Consider the following 22312-nt stretch of genomic DNA (forward strand, 5'->3'; position numbering starts at 1 on the left):
TGTCCAAAATTTTGTTTCGTTCACTTACCGAAGTTAGCTACTAAAAACTTTATTGATTACGTTTTGCTTGTTCAGTTTTCAAGGTTCATGTTGTTAGTTACTGTTTAAGTAACTTTTTATACTTTAACATGTCGTTAACTTATTGTCAACACTTTGTTAAGTTTTTGTTTTGTTGTTCGTTTGTTATCGTAACAACGTGATTAAATATACCATTCTAATATATAGTTTGCAAGTGTTTCCTTAAAGTAAAACTATTCAGTATATAAAAAAACGAGTTTCTTCTATATTAATAGATATGATTTAACAAACGAAAAAATCACCACCAAACTGTAAGTTTAGTGGCGATTCTTTTTCAAAATTTATCGAACCCAGATGAAGTATGCAAGGAAAACAAAGAATAATCCGTACATCATAGGGTGAATTTCTTTTTTACGACCCGCTAAAAGCATTGTCACTGGATAGAATACGAAACCAATTGCGATACCAGTTGCAATTGAATAACCAAGAGGCATCATTAATACTGTAAAGAATGCCGGTACTGCAATTTCGAATTTATCCCAATCAATTAAACGTAAAGACGATACCATTAAAACACCTACGATAACAAGTGCTGGAGCGGTTACTGCTGGCGTTACCACCGCAAGTAATGGTGAGAAGAACAATGCTACCAGGAATAATACAGCCGTTACAACTGCCGCAAAGCCTGAACGAGCACCTGCAGCTACACCTGAAGTTGACTCTACATAAGCAGTAGTAGTTGAAGTACCGAACAAAGAACCAATTGTTGTTGCAAGTGCATCAGCCATTAGAGCACGGCTTGCACGTGGTAGTTTGTCATCTTTTACTAAACCAGCTTGTGTTGCAACCGCCATTAATGTACCCGCTGTATCGAAGAAGTCAACGAATAAAAATGTTAACACTACAACTAAAAATTTAACGTTTAGTAAAGAACCAAAGTCATGAAAAATTGGGTTAAGTGCAACCATAAATGTTGAATCTACACTTGGAATCGCCGAAACAACTGCATCTGGCGGTGCAATTACACCAGTAATCATACCAACGATTGCAGTGATAACCATCCCTAAGAAAATACCGACACTACGGAATTTAATGATTAGGATGACTGAAAGAATAATACCGAATACTGCTAATAATGTTGAACCTGTAAATGAACCTAATGTAACTAAAGTTGCCGGACTATCTTCAATAATGCCAGCACCCTGTAAACCAACAAATGTAATAAATAAACCAATACCAGCTGATACTGCATATTTGAGTTGAGCTGGTATTGCATTAATAACTGTTTCACGAATACCTGTCAATGAAAGAATAATGAAAATGATCCCTGAAAAAAATACGCCTGTTAAACCTGTTTGCCACGGGATACCATATGCTCCTACCACAGTAAAAGCGAAAAATGCATTAAGTCCCATACCAGGAGCTAATGAAATTGGGAACTTAGCAAAAATCCCCATAATAAGCGAACCTACTGCTGCCGCTAATGCCGTAGCAACAAAAACTGCACCTGTATCCATTCCCGCATTACTTAAGATATTCGGGTTAACTGCTAAGATATAAGCCATAGCAAGGAAAGTAGTAATACCACCGATTATTTCGCGACGGTAATTCGTACCCAGCTCATCGAACATGAAATACTTTTTCATTTTTAAAAAATCCTCCGTGTTGTCGTCTTCAATATCGAAAACAAAAAAGACACACTGACTATTCTACTAGTCGCATGTCTACGATACATTTCATCACATCTATTGTGTGAAAGTTTTTAGTGTCTATACATTCGTATAAAACTAAATCGTAGTCAAGTTATTTACGGTAACTTGGTAGAAACTCACGGGCCTTATCCCCGACATTATACGACGACTTATTTAATTTACATTCGTAATATATCATTTCATTTTTTAGATTTCAAGCCCATTTCCGAACATTTCATAAAAAAAAAATACGAAAGTTCGTGTAAAATACTAATTTAATGTTCATGTTTTATAAAATCATTGATAAAAATAGAAAAGAACCCTTTTGCGAAAAATTCGCTTTTCTTTCAAATTTATATCTTTTTTTCATCGATACTTAGTATAAACTCTTTAAAAAGCATGTTCTTCCTCAATAAACGAGGAGTGACGGCTATTTTAAATTGTTCGATACATTGTAAAAAATTTATGTTACTCAAGTGAAATGTTAATTTTTGATAGTGGAATAAGTTCTTTCATTGCTAATGTTTCTATGTTCAACTATTTTTCGTTCTTAATCCGTCACTTTGATAACTTTAACATGTTATGAAAACCTGAAAATCATTGATAAAAATGGCTATTTCTTTGAAGTAATACCCTTAAAAGTACTACCCTTAAAGTTGAAGAAGCAATATTTATCTCTTTCGCTTTTCTAACCTTAGTTGTATTTTCTTTTCAAATAATTTAATTCCAACATAAACAGCTAAGATACAAATTAATATACTGATAATTATCATACTTATGCCTGTATCATCAGCATTAACAATCGATTTAAGTAGTCCAAAAACTACAGAAAAAAGAATGGGTAATGTTAATCCAACCCATCCTCCTATAATTAAGCTAACCATTTTTAAATCCCCTCTTTTAAATCATTTACAAAGAAAAGAATAAGTAAAGAGTTTTTTACTAACTGCCTTATTGATTAATAATTAAGTAATCATCTTTGAAGTAAAGATAAATCACCAGAGTCCCTTTCGAAATACCTTTTTTAACCACAAAAACTTTTGAAGCCGATAATATATTTTTTATACAACAGACCGCCCCAGCACGCTATGTCGCCCTCCATAGGGTGTGCTTCTCATCATTACTGAGTGAACATCATGAGATTCATTTCCTAGTTTTCAGCACAATATAACTCCTAAGCCTTTACGCTATCGTGTCCCACTGACTGCACAGTGGTTTTTCATGCTTTTATTTGTGTTCATATTTACCTGGTGAAAGATGCTATTACTATTACTATTACTGTCTACTAGTATCTGTGGTATCTTACCCACCATAGTGACTATGTGCCATGCATGGTGTTGCGTCGGGCATGCAGTGCGTTCTTCGGCTGTATGGGCAGGCTAGGTACATACTGTTATTTGTGATGTTTTAGGTATCCCCTTTTTGAAGCTAGGGTAGAATGGATTACTTTATGTACTCTAAATGTGTTTCAAAAGTTCATTTTATTTTTCTTCCAATCTTTATAATTAAATACTTCTAAAATTCCATAACCCGTTACCATTCCAATTGTTGGTGCAACAAAATGTATTGGTCTGCCGATAAAATAAGTCACGCATATCAATAGCACAATAAATAAAATCGAATAATAAATATAATATTTTGCACGTTGTTTTAAATAAATTTTTAAATTCCTCAATTGCTACCTCATGTTTTCTGCCTAAAAGTAAAAGATCAAATGATAAACAAATACCTTTATTTAATTTTATTAAATTATCTCAACTCGTTAATTTAATAATAATAAAAATATACTCTTTAAGGTAATCTAATAAGGACTGTCAATTTCCATTCAAAACATGCTTTTCAAGTCCCTGCTGCTGAACAATGTTGCACATATTTTTTCATATGTTGTGTTGAACGTCCTTTACTTCCTCAATTTCAAATTCCATTAACATAAAATCATACCACCGCTTTAATCGATAGGTACAAAATCTATATATTCTGACTTCCTCTCTTGATTCAAACGAAAATCGTCTATTAGTTCAATAATTTTGGACAAAAAAACCCTCCTTCATTCGCAAAACACGAATAAAAGAGAGTTTAATTTTTCATTATAAATAGTTGCATGTAAAAAGCAGTTTCTCTAACTAAGAATCTACGATAAATTTTTATATAACAAAATTTAGTAAATAAGTTGAAGGACGTATCTGTTTCAACGGTGCACAAATACACAGTATACAAGTGATTAAACGTTACTGGGTTCTTGTGTAGTTTGTGTATCTATTTCTTGATATTTGTACAACACACCATTAGTTTTGCCATACATATCGTCAGGACGAAAAAAACCGAGAGTATTATAGAATTTGTCTACGCAACATCCACACATAGCACACCACTTGAACAAACTAAAAATGAACTACAAGTAGCATAGGGTACCTGTCTTTGGATTTATAATAGTCAAATTCATGTTAGAAAGTGTCCATTTAGAGCGAAATTTTATTTACGATAATACGTTAATCTTGCTGATGTATAAAGATTGTCATCATTCACAGTGATCAAAGCTGTGTAACCATTCTTTTCCCAGTTTGTATGTAAACTGCTATATTTTGTATAGGTAAATTGATAGTCATTACCAAATTCTGCAATCCCTTGTCTATGTAGTCGGTCATGTAAAGTAGACATTTGATCCCATGTGTGATAACTATCTTGTTCAGGAAGGAAATCATAGCTAATATACTCTAATTGCCCACCTATAAAAATGTATGTCAACTCTGCTGAATAGCCATATTTTGTCGTTTCATAGATTAAATAAGTCTCTCTACCATCTTGAAGTTTTTGTATTAACTTTGATTTTTCATTTTTCTCTACATCACGAATAGTCAAGTTAAAGTTAATATTATTGAAAGGCACAACAGGTTTCTTTGTGGATAAAAATGCATCTACTACGTATCCTTTGATATCACCAACGGTCACATAGGACCAACCTACTAATGTAGCATGTACAGTTACCTGTGTACCATTACTTAATGAACCTACTGAAGCTCCAGATTGACTAGCAATATTTCGAACAATAACCCCACTACCTGTATTAACGTACTTTGTCGTTGTTTTAGCCTGCCCAATAAAATCGGATTTAACATAGCCTACCACATTGCCATATTGCACAAATGACCAACCATTTCCTACTGATCCATAGTCTTCAACAATCATATTATACTTTAATGTAGCTAATGTTGGTGCTGAAGGAGATGGCTTAGTTTTCACAACGAGACCACTTTTAGAATTTGCGATTTTAATCTTCGAAGGTGGAACACTTAAAAAAGAGGAAGTAACATATCCCTTTACATCTCCTGCTTGAATGTGGGACCAACCATTTGAGGAAGAAAACTCTATCACAAATTCATCCTTAATTAGATTGCCAATAGAATTGGCTGTATCATTCGGCGACTCTCTCACAAGCAAGCTTGAGCCACTTACAACCTTCACTGTTCGATAATCAGCCGCATCTGCTACTTGGTGCTTAATGTTAAATAGCATCACGAGTACAAAAACTGCAACAAACCATTTCTTGAGTATATTCAATCAATTTACCCCCTTATATATTTTCACTATTCTACCATTTATCCTATTGACTGTATATATTTCCACAATATCTATTCCCAAATTTTAAGCGTGTAAAGACCAATAAAACATATAATGGTATCAATTACGCCTCGGCGTAATTGCCGCTGACACGCATATAAACAATGTGTCTGGATTTTTTCGAACTTGCTCGAAAAGCTCCTCTTCCAAATCCGTGACATCCGCTGGGGATTTTTATCTTTAAAGACTGTTTTCCTCTAAAATATAGAGCGAGAATTTTGTATGAAACTATAAAAAAAGCCTATTTTAAGGATTCAACAAATTGACATATCCTTAAAAATAGGCTTTTTTTCATATATTCACTTAACAAATTATTCCCAATCAATTGAAAAAAAGAACTTCGAATAAGAAAAACATAGGGAGATTTTAGTCTTCCTATGTTTTCATTCATATTATTTATCTGTTTGTTTTTGCTTTTTTTTCAAATACTCCGCACGTATTTTTTCAAGTTGCTGCTTTTTATCAAATTTGGCAGGCTTATGTTTTTCATGATACTTTGCCACAGCCACCTGACCTTTGGTATCCAATTGATATTTCCCCACTTTGTTCACCTACTTTTCTTGTTTTTAAAGAGAATCTATTCAACAAATATAATATACCTTATTTTACTGAAGTAAACCTTTTTACTTTATTAGTGTACTGCCTAACCTTGCATATATCAGTAAAAACTTAGTAAAATAATTCATAGCCAAATGGTATTCATTATACTTATCTTTACGACCTTAAATTTGCTGATTCATTTTAAAGTCATCAATCAAGTCGCTAATTTTAACTAAAACAAAAAACCTCTTCCAGTTATTTGTTATAAATAACTAAAAGAGAGTTTAATTTTTGAAATATAAATAGTTTTACGTTAATCATTGATTTAGTTCTTAACAAACTACGTTAGACATTGATATGACTGCGTTTATAACCTGTTTAGTTTATATTACTGAACAGTCCTATTCCCACTCAATCGTTGCTGGTGGCTTAGATGTAATATCATACAGCACGCGGTTTACGTGTTTTACTTCGTTTACTAGGCGTACAGAAACTTTCTCTAATACATCCCAAGGGATACGTGCCCAGTCAGAAGTCATGCCGTCGATTGACGTTACTGCACGGATACCGATTGCATAGTCATACGTACGAGCATCGCCCATTACGCCAACTGAACGGATATCAGGTAATACTGTGAAGTATTGCCAAATGTCGCGATCAAGACCTGCTTTTGCAATTTCTTCACGTAAAATAAAATCAGATTCACGCACGATTTCAAGTTTTTCTTCTGTCACTTCACCAAGTACGCGAATACCTAGACCAGGGCCTGGGAATGGTTGACGCCAAACGATTTTTTCATCTAGACCTAGCTCTAAACCTAAAGCACGCACTTCGTCTTTAAATAGTGTTTTTAGTGGTTCAATTAGTTTGAACTGCATGTCTTCAGGAAGACCGCCTACATTATGGTGAGATTTAATTGTTTGGGCAGTTGTTGTACCCGATTCAATAATGTCTGTATATAACGTACCTTGTGCTAGGAAATCCATACCTTGAAGTTTTGATGCTTCTTCATCGAATACATAAATAAATTCATTACCGATAATTTTACGTTTTTTCTCTGGATCAGAAACGCCCGCAAGTTTGTCCATAAAACGTTGACGTGCATCGATTTTGAGTAGGTTCATATCGAAATCTTCCGTGAATGTTTTCATAACCTGTGCAACTTCACCTTTACGGTTTAAGTTGTGGTCTACAAACATACAAGTAAGTTGGTCGCCAATTGCTTTATGAATCAGTACCGCAACAACAGAAGAATCCACACCCCCAGAAAGGGCACATAATACTTTTTTGTCGCCAACTGTTTCGCGAATTTTAGCAATTTCTAGCTCGATAAAGTTCGCCATTGACCAATCACCTTTAGCGCCACAAATATCGAATACATATTGACGTAGCAAGTCATTACCATATACAGAGTGACGAACTTCTGGGTGGAATTGTACTGCATATAGTTTACGTTCTACGTTTGCCATTGCAGCGATTGGACAAGCAGCACTTGTTGCGATCACTTCAAATCCTGCAGGTACTTCTGTTACGTGGTCGCCATGGCTCATCCATACGATTTGTTCAGATGGTAAATCACCGAATAATTTGTTAGCAGCTGTTACTTGTACTTCCGCTTTACCATATTCACGTGTCTCAGCACCTTCAACTTTACCGCCTTGCGTATAAGCCATTAATTGCATACCATAGCAAATTCCTAAGATTGGTAAGCCTAGTTCAAAAATAGCTGGATCTACATGGAAGGCATTTTCATCATAAACAGAGTTTGGACCACCTGAAAAGATGATACCTGCTGCGTTCATGTCTTTAATCTCTTCTGCTGTAATTGTATGAGGGTGCAATTCACTAAACACACCAAATTCACGAATACGTCGCGTAATTAATTGGTTAAATTGACTACCGAAATCTAAAACAACGATTTTTTCTTGCTCTTTTACTAAAGGGCTTACTGACAATATTTCCACCTCTTCTTCTATTTTTAAAGAATTTTTTTCATATGTTCAAAGAAAAACGCGTACGAAAGTAAAAACTTCCTACGCGTCCATAAGTTCTTGATTTATAAAGGCAAATGCGTAGCAAAGAAAAGTGATCCTCTAAACTTCTCACCTAACCAAAACATTCACCTTCATAGAGAAATCATTTACGGTGATTTCGTAGAAACATCCGAACCCTATTTTCGAACTTATATGAAAGCAATCCTAATCATATATAATTTTTTTCATTTTACTCTTTGTACCCACTAAAATCAACCGATTGTGCGATTGATTAAATATTCCCAACTTTCTTTCAGTTTTATAAAATCAACGTCCTTCGCATCATTCCCATAAATATGTTGCTCATATACAGCCGTTAGTTTTTGCATCTCACCGGTCTCTAACGATGCATCTACCCGCTCCGCGAATGCCCGTAATGTCTCGCCATCTTTTCGACGTAGACCAATGCGTGATAATTGCTTTGTCAATACTTGATAAGAAGCATCAAAATTTGTCCAATCCGCTTCTTTTTTACGATAAGCACGCACCTGCATTTTAGGAATCCATGTTTTACGTTGCATAAAGAGCGTTAAACTTACTATAACTCCTAAAACAATAATAGCTAACCATACGTAAGTGTGTTTTATTAACCACTTCCAAACATCACTTAAGTTAAATGATGAACTAGTCTTTGCTTTTTTTGTTTCTGGTTCTTCTTTTTGTGGTTGCTCTTTCTGTTCTTCTGGTTGTAAAACTTCCTCTTGTTGTGACGACTCACGATCTAAATCATAATCAATATTAACCGTTCCTGAAAAGCCAATTGTAGGTTCGAACTCAATCCAACCTGTCCCAGGAATATAGGCCTCTACCCATGAATGCGCATTATCATTTGTTACGTGATACTCACGTACACCACTTGAGATGGGTCCCATATCTCCAGGTGCAAAGCCCTTCACCCATCGTGCAGGTATACCCACTGATCGCAACAGCACAACCATTGAAGTAGAGAAATTATCACAATAGCCAATTTTGGTATCAAATAAAAACTGATCAACATAATCTTGGCCTTCTGCTGGAATAGCCGCAGCTGTTTTATCGTAGCTAAAACCACCATTTGAGAAATAACCTTCAACTGCTTTTACTTGTTCATACACCGTCGCATTATCTTGTATCAAGTCCGCAGCCAAATCCTTAACACGTTGTGGCAGCGTATTCGGTAGTTGTAAAAAGCGATCTAAAGTAGGATCTAACGTTTCAAGCATTGATGGCTCAGATAAGCGAAGTTGCTGCATGCTATAGAGTGCTTCACTATAAGCTATCGTGTAATTAGACAATAATTTAGTATCCCCATTTTGTTGCTTTGTCAATATTTTTTCCGTTTGCTCATTCTGTATAAAAACTGTAGGGTCTTCTGTTGAAACGTATTGCATACCATATGTTTGTATTAAAAATGGCATAGGGACCTTTATATCCATTTCAATTTGTCGTTCATTTTCAGGTGGACCTACCTGTAGTGAGGTAGGAATTATACTATTATCCTGATAAAATGCTTCCCCAAATTTCTCGTTAGATTGAATCCACCCCTTGGAAGTATAGGTATCCTTTGTATCAATACGCCAATAATGTCGATCACGAGAACTAGCGGTAAAAATCAGTGTATCATCACCTTTAAATGGTCCTCCTAACTGACTATCATCCTCGCTATAGCCAACAGAGTTCCCACCTGTCACTGAATCTCCTTGACCTGTAACACTTTGGATAAATGGAACTGGGTCTGCCCAGGTAGGCCCTCCTTTTGGTAAAAAGTAGGCAACCAAAGTCACAAGCATTACCGAAACAAGCATCGGTACAACAATTTTCCACTTCCCAGCCACTTCACTTGGTGCACCTGTTTGAAGCCATAAACGCTTCACAAACAGCACGCCCGTCATGATAAGACCAAGTACAACCACTTTAACAATTGCCACTTTTCCGTCATATTCACTAAATGTATCTAGTGTAGCGATGAAGAAAACTGTCAGTACAAAGAAATAGAAAATATTCTTATGCACCGTAATCCAATGATGAATTAGGTATATCAGCATCCAAATAAGCGCTAGAAATAGTACAGTTCTAAACGAATCCGAAACTTGTCCAAAATCCCCAGAAAGTATAGTTGCCATATTCAATTTCACTTCATTTATTAAAAATGGCACTGTCTCTCCAGATAACACAGCGTTTTCGCTATAAACAAATACAACGAACCATGTAATATAGCCAAGTTTCACAAGCCCCGACAACAGCGGATTGACAGCGAATAAGCTAAGTACAAGAGCTAAGCCGATAAACACTAAAAACAAATGAATTAGACCTGTATTCGTTAACTCCATTACCGGAACAAGCCATTCACGTAATATAAAGAAAATAATGACGTATGCGATTGCTAATTCTACAAAATTTCCTAGTGATTTTTTCACGGCTTCATCACCTCCGTGAATAAGTGATAATAATCTGTTGGATCCACATGTACAATTTGAATTTGCTTATAACGTTTTGCTATCTCTGGCAGCTTAGGTGGTTGCTCCGCGACTACAAAACAAATACAGTATTTCGCCATATTGGCGAGACTATGTAGTAATTCATCCGACACATCGTTCGTAACAAGTAGAAGTGACGCAATCTGCTTAAAGCTTTGCTGATACCGTAATTGAAACTCAGCATTTCCGATAGGTTTTATAGCAGCTAAATGATGCATCACTTGATCTAGTTGCTTTTCACTTTGAACAAGTGGAAACACCTTCGTATTTGCCCCTGATGAAACAAAAGAAATATCTCCACGTCCTCGCACAATTGTTTGTAACATTGAAGCAGCAAGCTCCACCTTCTCTTCAAATAACGGCGAAGTCCCTGCATGCATCACTAACAATATCTCCTGAGACTGCCGATCTTCAAATTCTTTTGACTGAAGTGTTTGTGTTTTTGCAAAGGATTTCCAATGAATCCATGAAAATCGGTCACCCGGCACATACTCACGTAAACCTACAGCCATCGATGTATCCTTCACTACTGAATATGGTGACATCATTGTACCCATATCGAATTTTGTTTGCAGCGCAGCGTATGCCATTTCCCTTACCCTCGGGTACACTAAAACTATTTGCTCTTTTTCTATTACTGTGCGCTTCTTTGCCCATCCAAAAAAATCACTAAAGACAATGGAAACACCTAAATATTGATGCTCTCCACGTGGCAAGCTTTCAAGTGTATAATTCCAATTAAACTTTTTTCCAAAGCCAACAAATTTAATGTTACTTGTGCCCTGTACCTTTGCTTGCACAAGTGGTTCACTGTTAACAAGCTCCTCCATCATCATATAAGCAAATGGAAAACGCGTCTTTCGCTCTATGCTTATTGTTACTTTAACTGATTGTCCACTTACTACATGAGAAGGTTCAATTTTACGTTCTACCCCTACTATCTCTTCTCTAACTAACAAAAAAATGAAGGCATATAGCAAAAAGGGACTAACAGTAAAAAATACAAACCAGCTAACAAAGCCCCCCTGGAACATGGCATAACAGAACGTTATTAGCATCAGCAAGGTCACTAATAGGAAATGTTTACTTTTCTCAAAAAGAGCTCGCCATTTTTTCATTGCTCTGCAAACCTCTTAGTGGGCACAGGCGTTTTCGCAATAATACGTTCAATAATTTCCTCAGATGTTACATTATCATAGCGAGCATCTGGCTTCAGTGTTATGCGATGACTAAAGACGAAAGGAACTAAATACTGAACATCATCCGGTGTCACAAAACTACGTCCTTTTATAAATGCATAGGCCTGTGAAGCTTTCATTAGGGCAATTGTCGCACGTGGGCTAACCCCTAAATGCACATAGCTGTTCTCCCTCGTTTGTGTAGCCAGTTCAACCATATATTTTTTAACGGAATCTTCAACGTAGACACCTTGGACAAGCTCCTGCAATTCAATTAATTGTGCCACTGATAGAACAGCATCAATTTTTTCAATCGGCTTTCCATTTTCTGCTCGGCGTAATATTTCCACCTCTTGTCCTCTTGAAGGATAACCCATTTTTATTTTTAGTAAAAACCGATCTAACTGCGCCTCTGGTAGTGGATACGTTCCTTCATGTTCAATAGGGTTTTGCGTAGCCATTACAAAAAACGGCTGAGTTATTTTAAGTGTATTGCCATCAATAGTAACTGAAGCTTCTTCCATTCCCTCCAGTAAAGCTGATTGTGTTTTTGGAGAAGTTCGATTTATTTCATCTGCTAACACGACATCGCCCATAATTGGACCTGGTCGAAATTCAAATTCCATTGTTTTCGGATTGTATATAGATACACCTACAACATCAGACGGCAATAAATCCGGCGTGAACTGAATACGTTTAAACTGAGCATCAAATGATTTTGCAAGTGCACGCACCATCATTGTCTTACCAACACCTGGCACATCTTCTAATAATACATGCCCCTTTGCGAGCAATGCCACTAGACTAAGCTCCGCCACTTCCCTTTTCCCAATCATCACTTTTTCTATGTTTTCTAGTACAATTTGTATTTGTGAATTCATAAATCAAAATACCTCCTTATTTCACCAAGCAATTGTGTGAATTGCACGATAACTTACTTTAAGCATAACGAAAACTGCTTAGTAACACAATTATGTCAAACCGCCAACATTTGGATTATTTAATATTTAGCAACATCAGTTGGACCATTATGTACGTTCTCCTTGTTTCTTATTCGTAATTCTTCATAATAAGATGGCGTTCATCCGTCCTTTGAAGCACACTAAAAAAGGCTTGTCTGAAGTTTCTTTTCAAACAAGCACAGTTACTAGTATATAACGTTATCACCTATCAAAATGTTACAAATTTAATTTTTTTAACCATATTTTTTCTAAAGTAGCGTTATTTTCTTCCGCAAGTATTTTCTTCAAGTCCCCAGAAATTAATATTTCCCCTTCATGTAAAACCAATACATCATCCGCTACTTCCTCTGCAAAAGCTAATAAATGCGTGGAAAATACTACTGTACAACCTTTCGCTTTTTCTTCTAACATCATTTTTTTCAGCTCAGCAATCCAATATGGATCAAGACCATTTGTTGGCTCATCTAAAATAAGTAATGGTCCATTTCCAAGTAAACTCTGCGCTAGATTTAGACGCTGACGCATGCCTTTTGAAAATTGCTGAACCTTTTGTTTCTTTACATCCCATAATCCTACACGTTTTAAAACTTCCAAGCTTTCATGTATCTCAACTTTTTTTAACGAAGCCAGTAACTGGATAACTTCTACTGCTGTTAGCATCGATGGAAAATCTACATCGTCCGGCATAAAACGAATAGCCTGCCGCTCCTGCCAAATAAGCTCCCCAGCCATTTGTGTTTCCTGACCAGTCAAGAGGCGAATAAGTGTGCTTTTACCTGCACCATTTCCTCCAGCAAGTGCCAATATACGTCCGGCCCTCACAGAAAAGGATGCTTTTTTAAGACCTTTATTATTTTCGTATATTTGCGATAAATCCCTCGCCTCAAGTAACATTAGCTTCTCCCTCTTTTCTGTAGTAGCTTACTTGCACATAGTAGCGGTACAGTTACCCAAAGAACTGTCACTGCCCCATAGACCGCATAGCCTAGATATGAAGAATAAAACTGTGTGACACCATAAAACGCTGGTCCCAGTACACTCGCTTGATCAGAAAAAATAAAGTAGCCAAAGCGTAGCCATTCCGCAGGATTAAGGTGCATTACTATAATCGTTAGCTTTTGTAAAATATGCCCCGCAACTACTGTACCAATTGCCATTAATGCGTATGATAAAAGCAACAGAAAAAATGACCATAAAATAAGCGACAGCGACAGTGCAAATAATCTTGTTTTTGCAAACGCTCCAATGGCGATTGCTAGTGACGCGAATATCACAATACATATGAACGTCAGGGTAATAAAAATTAATGGCAAACGTACACCACCAAGAAATCCCCCAAGTGCCAGCACAACACCAAACGCTCCCACAACAACTAATACAAAGGCAACAACAGATGCCACATACTTTCCGACAATGTATCGCGTCATAGTCATGGGATATGTCTTTAATAAAGAAAACCAACCCGATTCGATATCACCAGCAACACTCATACTGCCTATTGTTAAAATAAATAACGGTAACAAAAATAATAATACATTTAAAAACGAAGCTGTTTGGCGCGTAAAGCCTTCAACATCAGGCAGCGCCATTTGTTGAATGACTATAATCGCTATAAAAACGAATGTAAACAGCAAGCCTACAAGTTGCATCCACCGACTTCTCAACATCTGCTTCAATTCAAGTTTCATGAGCATACTATCCATCATTGGTGAATCCCCCAGTTAAAATCATGTAAATCCTTATAAACTAGAACCTGTCCATCCCCATTTGTAGCCATCCATTCAATTGCGGAATCCTTCGTTTTAAAAGCCAATACGCCATAATTCATCGGTGTCCAATACTCCTTGTTATAGACAAACGTCGCATCAAAAACATCTACCCACTCGTTTTTGATAGTATCCTTAATAAATGCGGCACCAATCTCATCTTCTCCATTTGCATGAATATATTCCATTAGACAACCTAGATCATCGAAAATTTCATAATCACCGTTTTTTAGAGCAATTTGTCCCGCATATTCATGATGAACTATACTCATATTGCAAATTTTGCAAACATCCGTTTCACCAACAATTTCACGTGGTCCATATGTTTCTTCACGACAGCTAACTAGTAATACACAACATACAACGACAATCAGTATCCATTTTTTCATTCCATCATCCCTCTTTTCCAGAACCACATACTAGCGATTACAATGAGCAATCCCATTAATAACTGTTTTAAATTTATCTCGTTGTTTTTTGTTATTTGCTTTATCTTTAGCTTCGGTGCAACATCGACAAGTACCGTCTTCTCAGTCTTATTTATTTGTTGATCAAGTGAAGTTAGCAAAACCACACTAGGTGATGCCACAAAATATTGATAAACAGGCTGACGCACCATCCATTGTCCAAAACTTGACACGGCCACGTACGGAACATCGCCAATCCCGTCATTCTCTAAATCAATGCCCGAGTAATCATCGTAATAATTATTCGCAAGTAAAAAGCCTTGCTGATCAGAGCGTGCCGTCATAATATTGCCTGTAAATATATTATTCGTCACCATCGAAGTGCCATCTACCTTCATTCCTTCAAGTGCCGTTTGATTCATTCGGAAATCATTATTCGCTATTTGAACACCTGTACTTTTTTGCAACGCCACACCTGTTCGATTGTTCATAATTGTATTAAGTTCCACAACCGCTTGCTGTACGTCATAGAACAACATACCGTAGCTATTTAAACCGTTGTGATTCGCTAGATGATTGCTCTTGATAGAAATGTCACTAGTCATCATAATCATGAGACCCGTGACGTTATTTTGATATGTATTATGAAACGCCTGTGCATTACTTGAATACATAAAATGTGTACCATAACGGCTGTTTGATATTTTGTTATTTTGTATAAGAATGTTCTCCACTTCTTCTACGTAAATCCCATCCTGTACATCTTTTATGTTGGTGTCCTCAACCACAACATCCTCACTCTTAAAAATCGCTAGTCCATTGCCCTTTTTCGAATAATGTTCCTTATTACCAGCTACTTCAATGTGTTGTATATGCACATTTTTCGACCGTTGAATATGCACGCCTGTATGAATATCCTTAATGTTCAGATATCTTAGCTCTAGACCATCTACGCCACTTGCCACAATCGCTTGTTTATTACCCGATAATGTCATATTTTCAATTGTCACTGTTGCAGCACTGTCAATACGAAGCACCGGCTCGTCCCCAAGTGCGACTAGCTCTGTTCCTTGTTCACCACGCAGTGTTATTTTTTTCGTTAATACAAAGTTACCTTCATACTGTCCAGCCGGGATTGTAATTGTTGCTCCAGGCTTTGCTTTATCAATAGACTTTTGTATATCAAAATCTGCATAGACTGTCTGGCTCATAAATAGTAAGAACAATAAGACACTACCTATTTTCTTCACCATACCGCTTCCTCCCTGTTCAGCATAAAAAGACTAGGGGATTCCCCTAGCCTTCCTGTATTAATGATTATTGTCATGCCCTTGTTCTTGACTCATTTCTTCCATTTGCATTGACTCCACATCACCATTTGCTTCTTTTTCTTGCATTTTCTTTTTGCGACGCTCAAGAGCATCCTCTTTAATTTTATGTAATTCTTCTACATATGCTTTAGGGTTTTCAGCTATATATTTATCTGCATCTGCTTTTTCACTGAAATAAATATAGCCCCAGTTCATCGGTGATTTCAGCTCTGTTTTGACGATTGTGACATCCTCTACCTTTGCCCATGCTTTTGTATTGTAATCACGAACAAATTTTTCATTTTTTTCTTCATTCGCTACCTCTGCATTTAGTAAGCAGCCAATGTCATCGTAAAAAGTAACTGTCCCATCCTCTTTAATCGCTTGTGTAGAAAACATACCCATTTCATGATCCTTCATATAAACTTTCATATTACACATTTCACAAACAGTATCTTCTTTCGGCTCTTGTAAACGTGGATCAACCAATGAAGCAATTTGTACAGAAGTATCCTTGATTTCTGATGTAGTTGTCGCTTCCCCTTGCTTAGATTCAGCTTCCTTGACTTGCGTTTTCTCTGCACCACATGCACCTAGTAATAGTAAAATTGCCAGTGCAGGTATCCATAATTTTTTCACAACTGCTTCCCCCAATTCTTTTTTTCTGTTGCCACTTATTACTTTACAGATGAGTTGTGAAATAAGATGAAAATCCCTGTGAAGAATCGGAAAAATCCAATTGACTAATTATTGAACGTCTCGAAATCAAGATTTTCATTGGTTATTTAGTGCATAGCCATTTGTCTAAAACACATAATCAGAGTGGTATTTTATCGGTACAGCGCTTATGTCAACTGAGCGGAGCAGGGACTTACTTGAGCGTTATGAAACTTTACCGATTTTTTTGAAGGCACATAAAAACCCCCTTCACCATAAATGGCAGAGAGGGTCAATTTCACGATTGGTTATTTGGTTATATAGAAGAGCGGTAACTATTGAGACGTTTCTTTTGCTTGCTTAAACGACTGAGTTTTACAGCTGTTTCAGATAGTTCATTACGTATTTGCAGATCACTTCCGTTATCTACATAAGATGGCTCTATTTTATTTCGACTATGTGGCTTGATTTGTTTCTTTTTAATTGTCTGTTTATTTTCATTACTCTTATGCATGCTCTGCTTAAATTTTTGTTTAGGATTTTGTCCGAAATTATGGCTAATATCACCTGCATGCAAATATTGCTGTTCATTACGAAAAGTACTGTTTGTCGTTGCACTTACTCTAGAAGTCCTCATAATAATTACCCCTCCTTTACTTTTTCAACTTTATAGGTATTTATATCGACATTATATGCTCGCAATCAAGCTTCTAGAACCAAAACCATAAAAAAGTAGAAAAGAGCATGTCCGAAAAGTATGTACCATACACTTTAGACCAGCTCTTTTACCATAGAATTATTTTATTTCCAAAAAACATCAAAAATTGTGATCGGCATATGGCGTTTATGCTGTGACCGTAAATAATGTCCTTCTAGCAATTCACAAGCCTCTTTAGGAATTTCCTTCCCCTCTAAATAATCATCAATTTGGTCATAAGTTAGGCCTAAGGCCACTTCGTCTGGTAATGATGGACGATTTTCCTCTAAATCTGCTGTTGGTACTTTTAAATACAAGTGCGCTGGGCATTCTAGCGCCGCCAACAACTGTTTACCTTGACGTTTGTTAAGACGATAAATCGGCATTAAATCCGCTGCACCATCACCAAATTTTGTATAAAAACCAGTGATTGCCTCCGCAGCATGATCTGTTCCTAAAACAACGGCGCTATTCATCGCAGCAATCGAAAACTGTACTTTCATTCGTTCACGCGCTTTTTCATTCCCTTTTGCAAAATCACTCAGCTCTACACCAGCAATTGCTAATGCACGGACACTGGCATCTACCGCTTCATTAATGTTCACTGTATAGGTCTTCGTAGGTTTTATATAATCTATTGCATCCTGACAGTCCTGTTCATCCGCTTGCACACCATACGGTAAACGAACTGCCCAAAATGAATATTTCATTTCTCCCGCCTCTGCATTCAACTCATCAATAGCAAGTTGTGTTAGCTTTCCTGTCAAAGTAGAGTCTTGTCCACCTGATATGCCAAGCACAAAACCTTTTACAAAGCTATACCTGCGTGCATATGCTTTCAAAAAATCAACGGATTTTCGAATTTCTTCTTGTGCATCAATGATCGGTAATACACGTAATTCCTGAATGATTTGTTGCTGTAAAGTCATATCACTTTCCACTCCTTACTCTTTCACAATTCTATTGACCATGTCCCGAACTTCTTCTATATTGCGCATTTTATTATCCCAGCATTTTTGACTTAAATCGACCGGATACTCTTCTGGATTCATGGAACGCTTATATTCATCCCATAGCAATTCCAAATTATCGGCAGCATAAGTACGCATTTCTTCTAATGTAGGATTTTGATAGCTTACAAAGCCATTTCTAATAACATGTTGATGTAAATTTTTCGCTTCAAAGTTCGTTACAAATTTCGATACAAATGTATGCACAGGGTGGAACATTTTAATACGTTCTTCGGATTGAGGGTCTTCGTCATGCATCGTAATATAGTCTCCCTCTGCTTTGCCATTCTTACGATCGATAATGCGATATAAATTTTTGAGACCTGGTGTCGAAACCTTTTCAGCATTCGCAGAAATTTTAATTGTATCTTCTAGCTGACCTTTATCATTTTCGATAGCAACCATTTTATAAACAGCCCCTAGCGCAGGTTGATCGTAAGCTGTAATAAGCTTTGTTCCAATTCCCCATACATCCACGCGTGCGTTTTGAGCCTTTAAGTTCAAAATCGTGTATTCATCAAGATCGTTGGAAACCACGATTTTCGCATCATGGTAGCCAGCTTCATCTAGCATACGACGCGCTTCTTTTGATAAGAAAGCAATATCCCCACTATCTAAGCGGATACCAACAAAATTAATTTTATCTCCAAGTTCCTTTGCTACTTTTATTGCTGTTGGCACACCTGATTTCAATGTGTTGTAAGTATCCACTAAGAATACACAATCACGGTGACGTCTAGCATAGGCATGAAATGCATCATAATCATTTTTATATGCCTGCACAAGCGCATGTGCATGTGTACCCGATACAGGAATGTTAAATAATTTACCTGCACGAACGTTACTAGTAGATGCAAAACCACCGATAAAGGCCGCACGCGTTCCCCAAATAGCTGCATCCATTTCTTGCGCACGACGCGTTCCAAATTCCATTGCCGTTTCATTTTTTACAATTTGCTTAATACGACTCGCCTTTGTTGCTATCAGGGTTTGATAGTTTACAATGTTCAGTAGCGCCGTCTCGATTAGTTGGGCCTCCACTAAAGGTGCTTCAATGCGTACAATTGGTTCATTTGCGAAAACAAGCTCCCCTTCCACCATTGAATACATGTCCCCTGTAAATCGAATATTTTTTAAATAGTCGATAAAGTCTTCTTTATAGCCAACCACTTCACGTAAATACGCAATATCCGATTCACTAAAGCGAAAATTCCGCAAATACTCGAGCATTCGCTCTAACCCTGCAAATATTGCATAACCATTGCCAAACGGTAATTTTCTAAAATATAATTCAAAAATTGCTTTTCTATTATGTATGCCATCAGCCCAATAGGACTCCGCCATATTGATTTGATATAAGTCTGTGTGCAGCGCTAAGCTATCGTCAACATAGTTTGATCTCATAAGAAAACCCTTCTTCCGCTTTCATAATTAGCCCTAGTATACACTATATACCCAAATTCTTGCGTTTAACATCTTTGAACGCAGATGTTAGATTTCCTTACATAAATAATCAGAAAATTTCGAACTGTACACATTTCAGACACAAATTTTAGCACCGCTTTCATTCCTTAAATAATTAGCTTTTTTGCATTTTACTTCGAAAAACGAAACATTCAATGTTATATAACCTTACATAACTATCAAAATAATAATTGCGTTGTTTATTTATTCGTTTTAACATGTAAATTAAATTAACACAAGGAGCTGGTTTTGATGAAAAAAATAGAGGCAATTATTCGTCCCGAAGTTTTCGGCATTGTTAGGGATGGTCTTGCAAAGGAAGGAATTGCAGGTCTAAGTATTTCAGAAATCGCTGGCTGTGGTCGCCAATTAGGCCGGACAGGTTTATTTCGTGGGAATGCGTATGAGATTGAATTTTTACCAAAATTAAAGTTAGAAATGATTGTCGATGACGAAAAAGTTGATGCCATAGTGCAAGTTCTATTACGTGATGCAGCGACTGGTAAAGTTGGAGACGGTAAGATCTTTATTTATCCAGTGGAACAGGCAATTCGTATCCGCACTAAAGAAGTCGGATCAGTTGCAGTAGATTAAAGGGGGCGATGTAAATGGATGAAGTGATGTTATCTGTAAATTTAGTTTGGGTTATGCTCGGAACAGTTTTAGTATTCTTTATGCATGCAGGATTTGCAATGGTTGAGGCTGGATTTACTCGATCGAAAAATGCAGTCAATATTATCATGAAAAACTTTCTAACCATTTCACTTGGTGGTATCGTTTATTTCTTTTGTGGTTACGCTTTTATGTTTGGCGATACAGCTGGTGGTATCATCGGAACAAGTGGCTTCGCTTTAAATGGTGTAGATGACCTTTCATTCTTTATCTTCCAAACAATGTTTGCAGCAACTGGCGCAACCATTCTATCAGGTGCTGTAGCAGAGCGTACTAATATTTTTGCTTATATCGGAGTTATCGTTTTAATGACGTTTTTAGTTTATCCTGTAGTTGGTCACTGGATTTGGAGCGGTCAAGGCTGGTTAACGGATTTAGGTTTCGTAGATTTCGCCGGTTCAACTGTTGTTCACTTAACAGGTGCAGTAGCAGCCTTTGTGGCAGCAGCAATTATCGGTCCTCGTCTAGGAAAATATGAAAATGGACGCGTCAACGTTATAACAGGCCATAGTATTCCATTAGGTGCATTAGGTGTGTTCTTACTTTGGTTCGGATGGTTCGGCTTTAACGGCGCATCTACGTTAGCGGCCGATCCCACACTTGTACCTAGTGTTATTGCTAACACATTTTTCGCTGCTGCCGCTGGTGTTGTGGCTACTGCTTTTTATACTAAATTCCGCTACGGTCACATTGACGGCTCACTAACACTAAACGGTGCGTTAGCAGGACTTGTAGGTATTACAGCTGGTGCAGCGAACGTCAGCATTATCGGTTCCATTATAATCGGTTTGATTGCAGCGCCATTATTAGTGGAAGGCGTCCGTTTCATAGAGTGGAAGCTGAAAGTTGATGATCCTGTAGGGGCGATAGCTGTTCATGGTATTTGTGGTGTTTGGGGAACACTTGCCGTTGGATTATTTGATGTTGGCGGTCAAGGTTTATTCTACGGTGGAGGTTTTGGTTTACTTGGTGTTCAAGTAATTGGTGTTATCGCAACAATCGCTTGGGTTGGCGTGTCAGTATCTGCCGGCTTATTCATCATAAAAGTATTTGTCCCATTACGTGTAACAACGGAGGAAGAGGTTGCTGGTCTAGATGTTATCGAACACGGTACGCCAGCTTACGAATACCAAGATATTTTCAAAAGTTCTGCTGTACAAGGGGAAACATTTGCTCAACGATTAACACATTTCGGTAAATCTCCAACAAACGTACATGAGGAACATGTATAAAAAAATACTTTTTCGGCAAAAAAGAGCCTTCTCACAGAACATATGAGAAGGCTCCTTTTTATGCTCTCTCTAATTGAAGTAAAAACTCTTTCATCGCTAGACCACTGCGAAAACCTGTAAGCTTACCATTTTTCCCAATGACACGATGACATGGAATAATAGCCAATATTGGGTTGGCGCCTATTGCACTCCCAACAGCCCTTACCGCTTTTGGGTTTCCAATCCGTTGTGCAATATCAGAGTATGATGTTGTCGTACCGAAAGGAAGCGCTTTTAAAGCATCCCATACCGCTAGCTGAAAAGGTGTTCCCTTCACATGAATTGGTATATCAAATTCAGTAAGTTGTCCATTAAAATAAGCCGTTAGTTGTTTTACGTAAGGTACTAGTTTTTCTTTATTCTCTTGGAAGCTATAGCCTTTAAATGGCTTCTTCGCCCAAACTTCTACTTCAACAAACGGCGCATTTGGTGTTCCGATATAAACAAGACCTTCTTCCGATGCAACGATGTACATTTTCCCCTGTGCATATGTTAGCGTATCTATATATAAAACATCCATTTATCCTATTCTCCTTACATATCATTTATTAGTACTCTATTG

General features: G+C 37.1%; 20 protein-coding genes and 2 riboswitches. Of the genes, 2 read left to right on the top strand and 18 right to left on the bottom strand.

Translation table 11 applies throughout. The features are described from left to right. Window positions 1-359 precede the first annotated feature (359 nt). From ACQKII_RS18565 to ACQKII_RS18645, 17 genes are all read right to left on the bottom strand, one after another. Window positions 360-1664 carry an NCS2 family permease gene (locus ACQKII_RS18565; protein WP_427461768.1) on the bottom strand — a complete coding sequence of 435 codons (1305 nt, stop codon included), beginning with the start codon at window positions 1662-1664 and terminating at the stop codon, window positions 360-362. A gap of 129 nt (window positions 1665-1793) precedes the next feature. Continuing rightward, window positions 1794-1895, bottom strand: a riboswitch (purine riboswitch). A gap of 485 nt (window positions 1896-2380) precedes the next feature. Next, a complete protein-coding gene (locus tag ACQKII_RS18570) occupies window positions 2381-2593 on the bottom strand; it encodes a hypothetical protein (protein ID WP_427461770.1) in 213 nt (70 codons plus the stop codon). Window positions 2594-3177: 584 nt separating this feature from the next. Further along, window positions 3178-3384, bottom strand: a complete 207-nt coding sequence (locus ACQKII_RS18575) for a hypothetical protein (protein WP_427461772.1) — start codon at window positions 3382-3384, stop codon at window positions 3178-3180. Between the two features lie 797 nt (window positions 3385-4181). After that, on the bottom strand, window positions 4182-5267 hold the full coding sequence (locus ACQKII_RS18580) for an SH3 domain-containing protein (protein ID WP_427461774.1): 1086 nt from the start codon (window positions 5265-5267) through the stop codon (window positions 4182-4184). A 452-nt stretch (window positions 5268-5719) separates the two neighbouring features. Next, window positions 5720-5869 (bottom strand): hypothetical protein, encoded by a 150-nt coding sequence (locus ACQKII_RS18585; RefSeq protein ID WP_016429071.1) that lies wholly within the window; start codon window positions 5867-5869, stop codon window positions 5720-5722. 399 nt (window positions 5870-6268) lie between these two features. Further along, the gene (guaA, locus tag ACQKII_RS18590; protein ID WP_427461776.1) at window positions 6269-7822 is read right to left on the bottom strand and encodes a glutamine-hydrolyzing GMP synthase; all 1554 of its coding nucleotides are present in this window, start codon (window positions 7820-7822) and stop codon (window positions 6269-6271) included. 153 nt (window positions 7823-7975) lie between these two features. Further along, window positions 7976-8077, bottom strand: a riboswitch (purine riboswitch). Window positions 8078-8112: 35 nt separating this feature from the next. Next, window positions 8113-10296 (bottom strand): transglutaminase TgpA family protein, encoded by a 2184-nt coding sequence (locus ACQKII_RS18595; RefSeq protein WP_427461778.1) that lies wholly within the window; start codon window positions 10294-10296, stop codon window positions 8113-8115. Continuing rightward, the gene (locus ACQKII_RS18600) at window positions 10293-11474 is read right to left on the bottom strand and encodes a DUF58 domain-containing protein (RefSeq protein ID WP_427461780.1); all 1182 of its coding nucleotides are present in this window, start codon (window positions 11472-11474) and stop codon (window positions 10293-10295) included. Before ACQKII_RS18600 ends, ACQKII_RS18595 begins: the two co-directional genes overlap by 4 nt. Then, window positions 11471-12415, bottom strand: a complete 945-nt coding sequence (locus ACQKII_RS18605; protein ID WP_427461782.1) for an AAA family ATPase — start codon at window positions 12413-12415, stop codon at window positions 11471-11473. The genes ACQKII_RS18600 and ACQKII_RS18605 overlap by 4 nt, the downstream gene beginning before the upstream one ends. 297 nt (window positions 12416-12712) lie before the next feature. Then, window positions 12713-13390, bottom strand: coding sequence for an ABC transporter ATP-binding protein (locus tag ACQKII_RS18610; protein ID WP_427461784.1), 678 nt, complete (start codon window positions 13388-13390; stop codon window positions 12713-12715). Then, window positions 13390-14202: an ABC transporter permease gene (locus ACQKII_RS18615; RefSeq protein WP_427461786.1), complete on the bottom strand. Its 813-nt coding sequence runs from the start codon at window positions 14200-14202 to the stop codon at window positions 13390-13392. The genes ACQKII_RS18610 and ACQKII_RS18615 overlap by 1 nt, the downstream gene beginning before the upstream one ends. Further along, window positions 14199-14651: a nitrous oxide reductase accessory protein NosL gene (locus ACQKII_RS18620; protein WP_427461788.1), complete on the bottom strand. Its 453-nt coding sequence runs from the start codon at window positions 14649-14651 to the stop codon at window positions 14199-14201. Before ACQKII_RS18620 ends, ACQKII_RS18615 begins: the two co-directional genes overlap by 4 nt. Continuing rightward, window positions 14648-15922: a right-handed parallel beta-helix repeat-containing protein gene (locus ACQKII_RS18625; RefSeq protein WP_427461790.1), complete on the bottom strand. Its 1275-nt coding sequence runs from the start codon at window positions 15920-15922 to the stop codon at window positions 14648-14650. Before ACQKII_RS18625 ends, ACQKII_RS18620 begins: the two co-directional genes overlap by 4 nt. A gap of 57 nt (window positions 15923-15979) precedes the next feature. Next, on the bottom strand, window positions 15980-16618 hold the full coding sequence (locus tag ACQKII_RS18630) for a nitrous oxide reductase accessory protein NosL (protein WP_143996299.1): 639 nt from the start codon (window positions 16616-16618) through the stop codon (window positions 15980-15982). A gap of 334 nt (window positions 16619-16952) precedes the next feature. After that, entirely contained in the window at window positions 16953-17273 is a 321-nt protein-coding gene (locus ACQKII_RS18635) for an NAD synthetase (protein WP_427461792.1), read from the bottom strand. Between the two features lie 164 nt (window positions 17274-17437). Beyond that, on the bottom strand, window positions 17438-18262 hold the full coding sequence (gene nadE, locus ACQKII_RS18640) for an ammonia-dependent NAD(+) synthetase (RefSeq protein WP_427461794.1): 825 nt from the start codon (window positions 18260-18262) through the stop codon (window positions 17438-17440). A 15-nt stretch (window positions 18263-18277) separates the two neighbouring features. After that, entirely contained in the window at window positions 18278-19747 is a 1470-nt protein-coding gene (locus tag ACQKII_RS18645; RefSeq protein ID WP_427461796.1) for a nicotinate phosphoribosyltransferase, read from the bottom strand. Window positions 19748-20059: 312 nt separating this feature from the next. Between ACQKII_RS18645 and ACQKII_RS18650 the strand changes: the two genes are divergently transcribed. Both ACQKII_RS18650 and ACQKII_RS18655 read left to right on the top strand, forming a co-directional pair. Further along, window positions 20060-20401, top strand: a complete 342-nt coding sequence (locus ACQKII_RS18650) for a P-II family nitrogen regulator (RefSeq protein ID WP_427461798.1) — start codon at window positions 20060-20062, stop codon at window positions 20399-20401. Between the two features lie 14 nt (window positions 20402-20415). Further along, window positions 20416-21711: an ammonium transporter gene (locus ACQKII_RS18655; protein ID WP_427461800.1), complete on the top strand. Its 1296-nt coding sequence runs from the start codon at window positions 20416-20418 to the stop codon at window positions 21709-21711. A 58-nt stretch (window positions 21712-21769) separates the two neighbouring features. On the opposite strand, the gene ACQKII_RS18660 is transcribed toward ACQKII_RS18655, so the two are convergent. Beyond that, window positions 21770-22270 (bottom strand): methylated-DNA--[protein]-cysteine S-methyltransferase, encoded by a 501-nt coding sequence (locus tag ACQKII_RS18660; protein ID WP_427461802.1) that lies wholly within the window; start codon window positions 22268-22270, stop codon window positions 21770-21772. Window positions 22271-22312: the final 42 nt, after the last annotated feature.

Origin of the sequence: Lysinibacillus sp. NPDC048646 (genome assembly GCF_050272295.1) — a bacterium.
GTDB lineage: Bacteria > Bacillota > Bacilli > Bacillales_A > Planococcaceae > Lysinibacillus.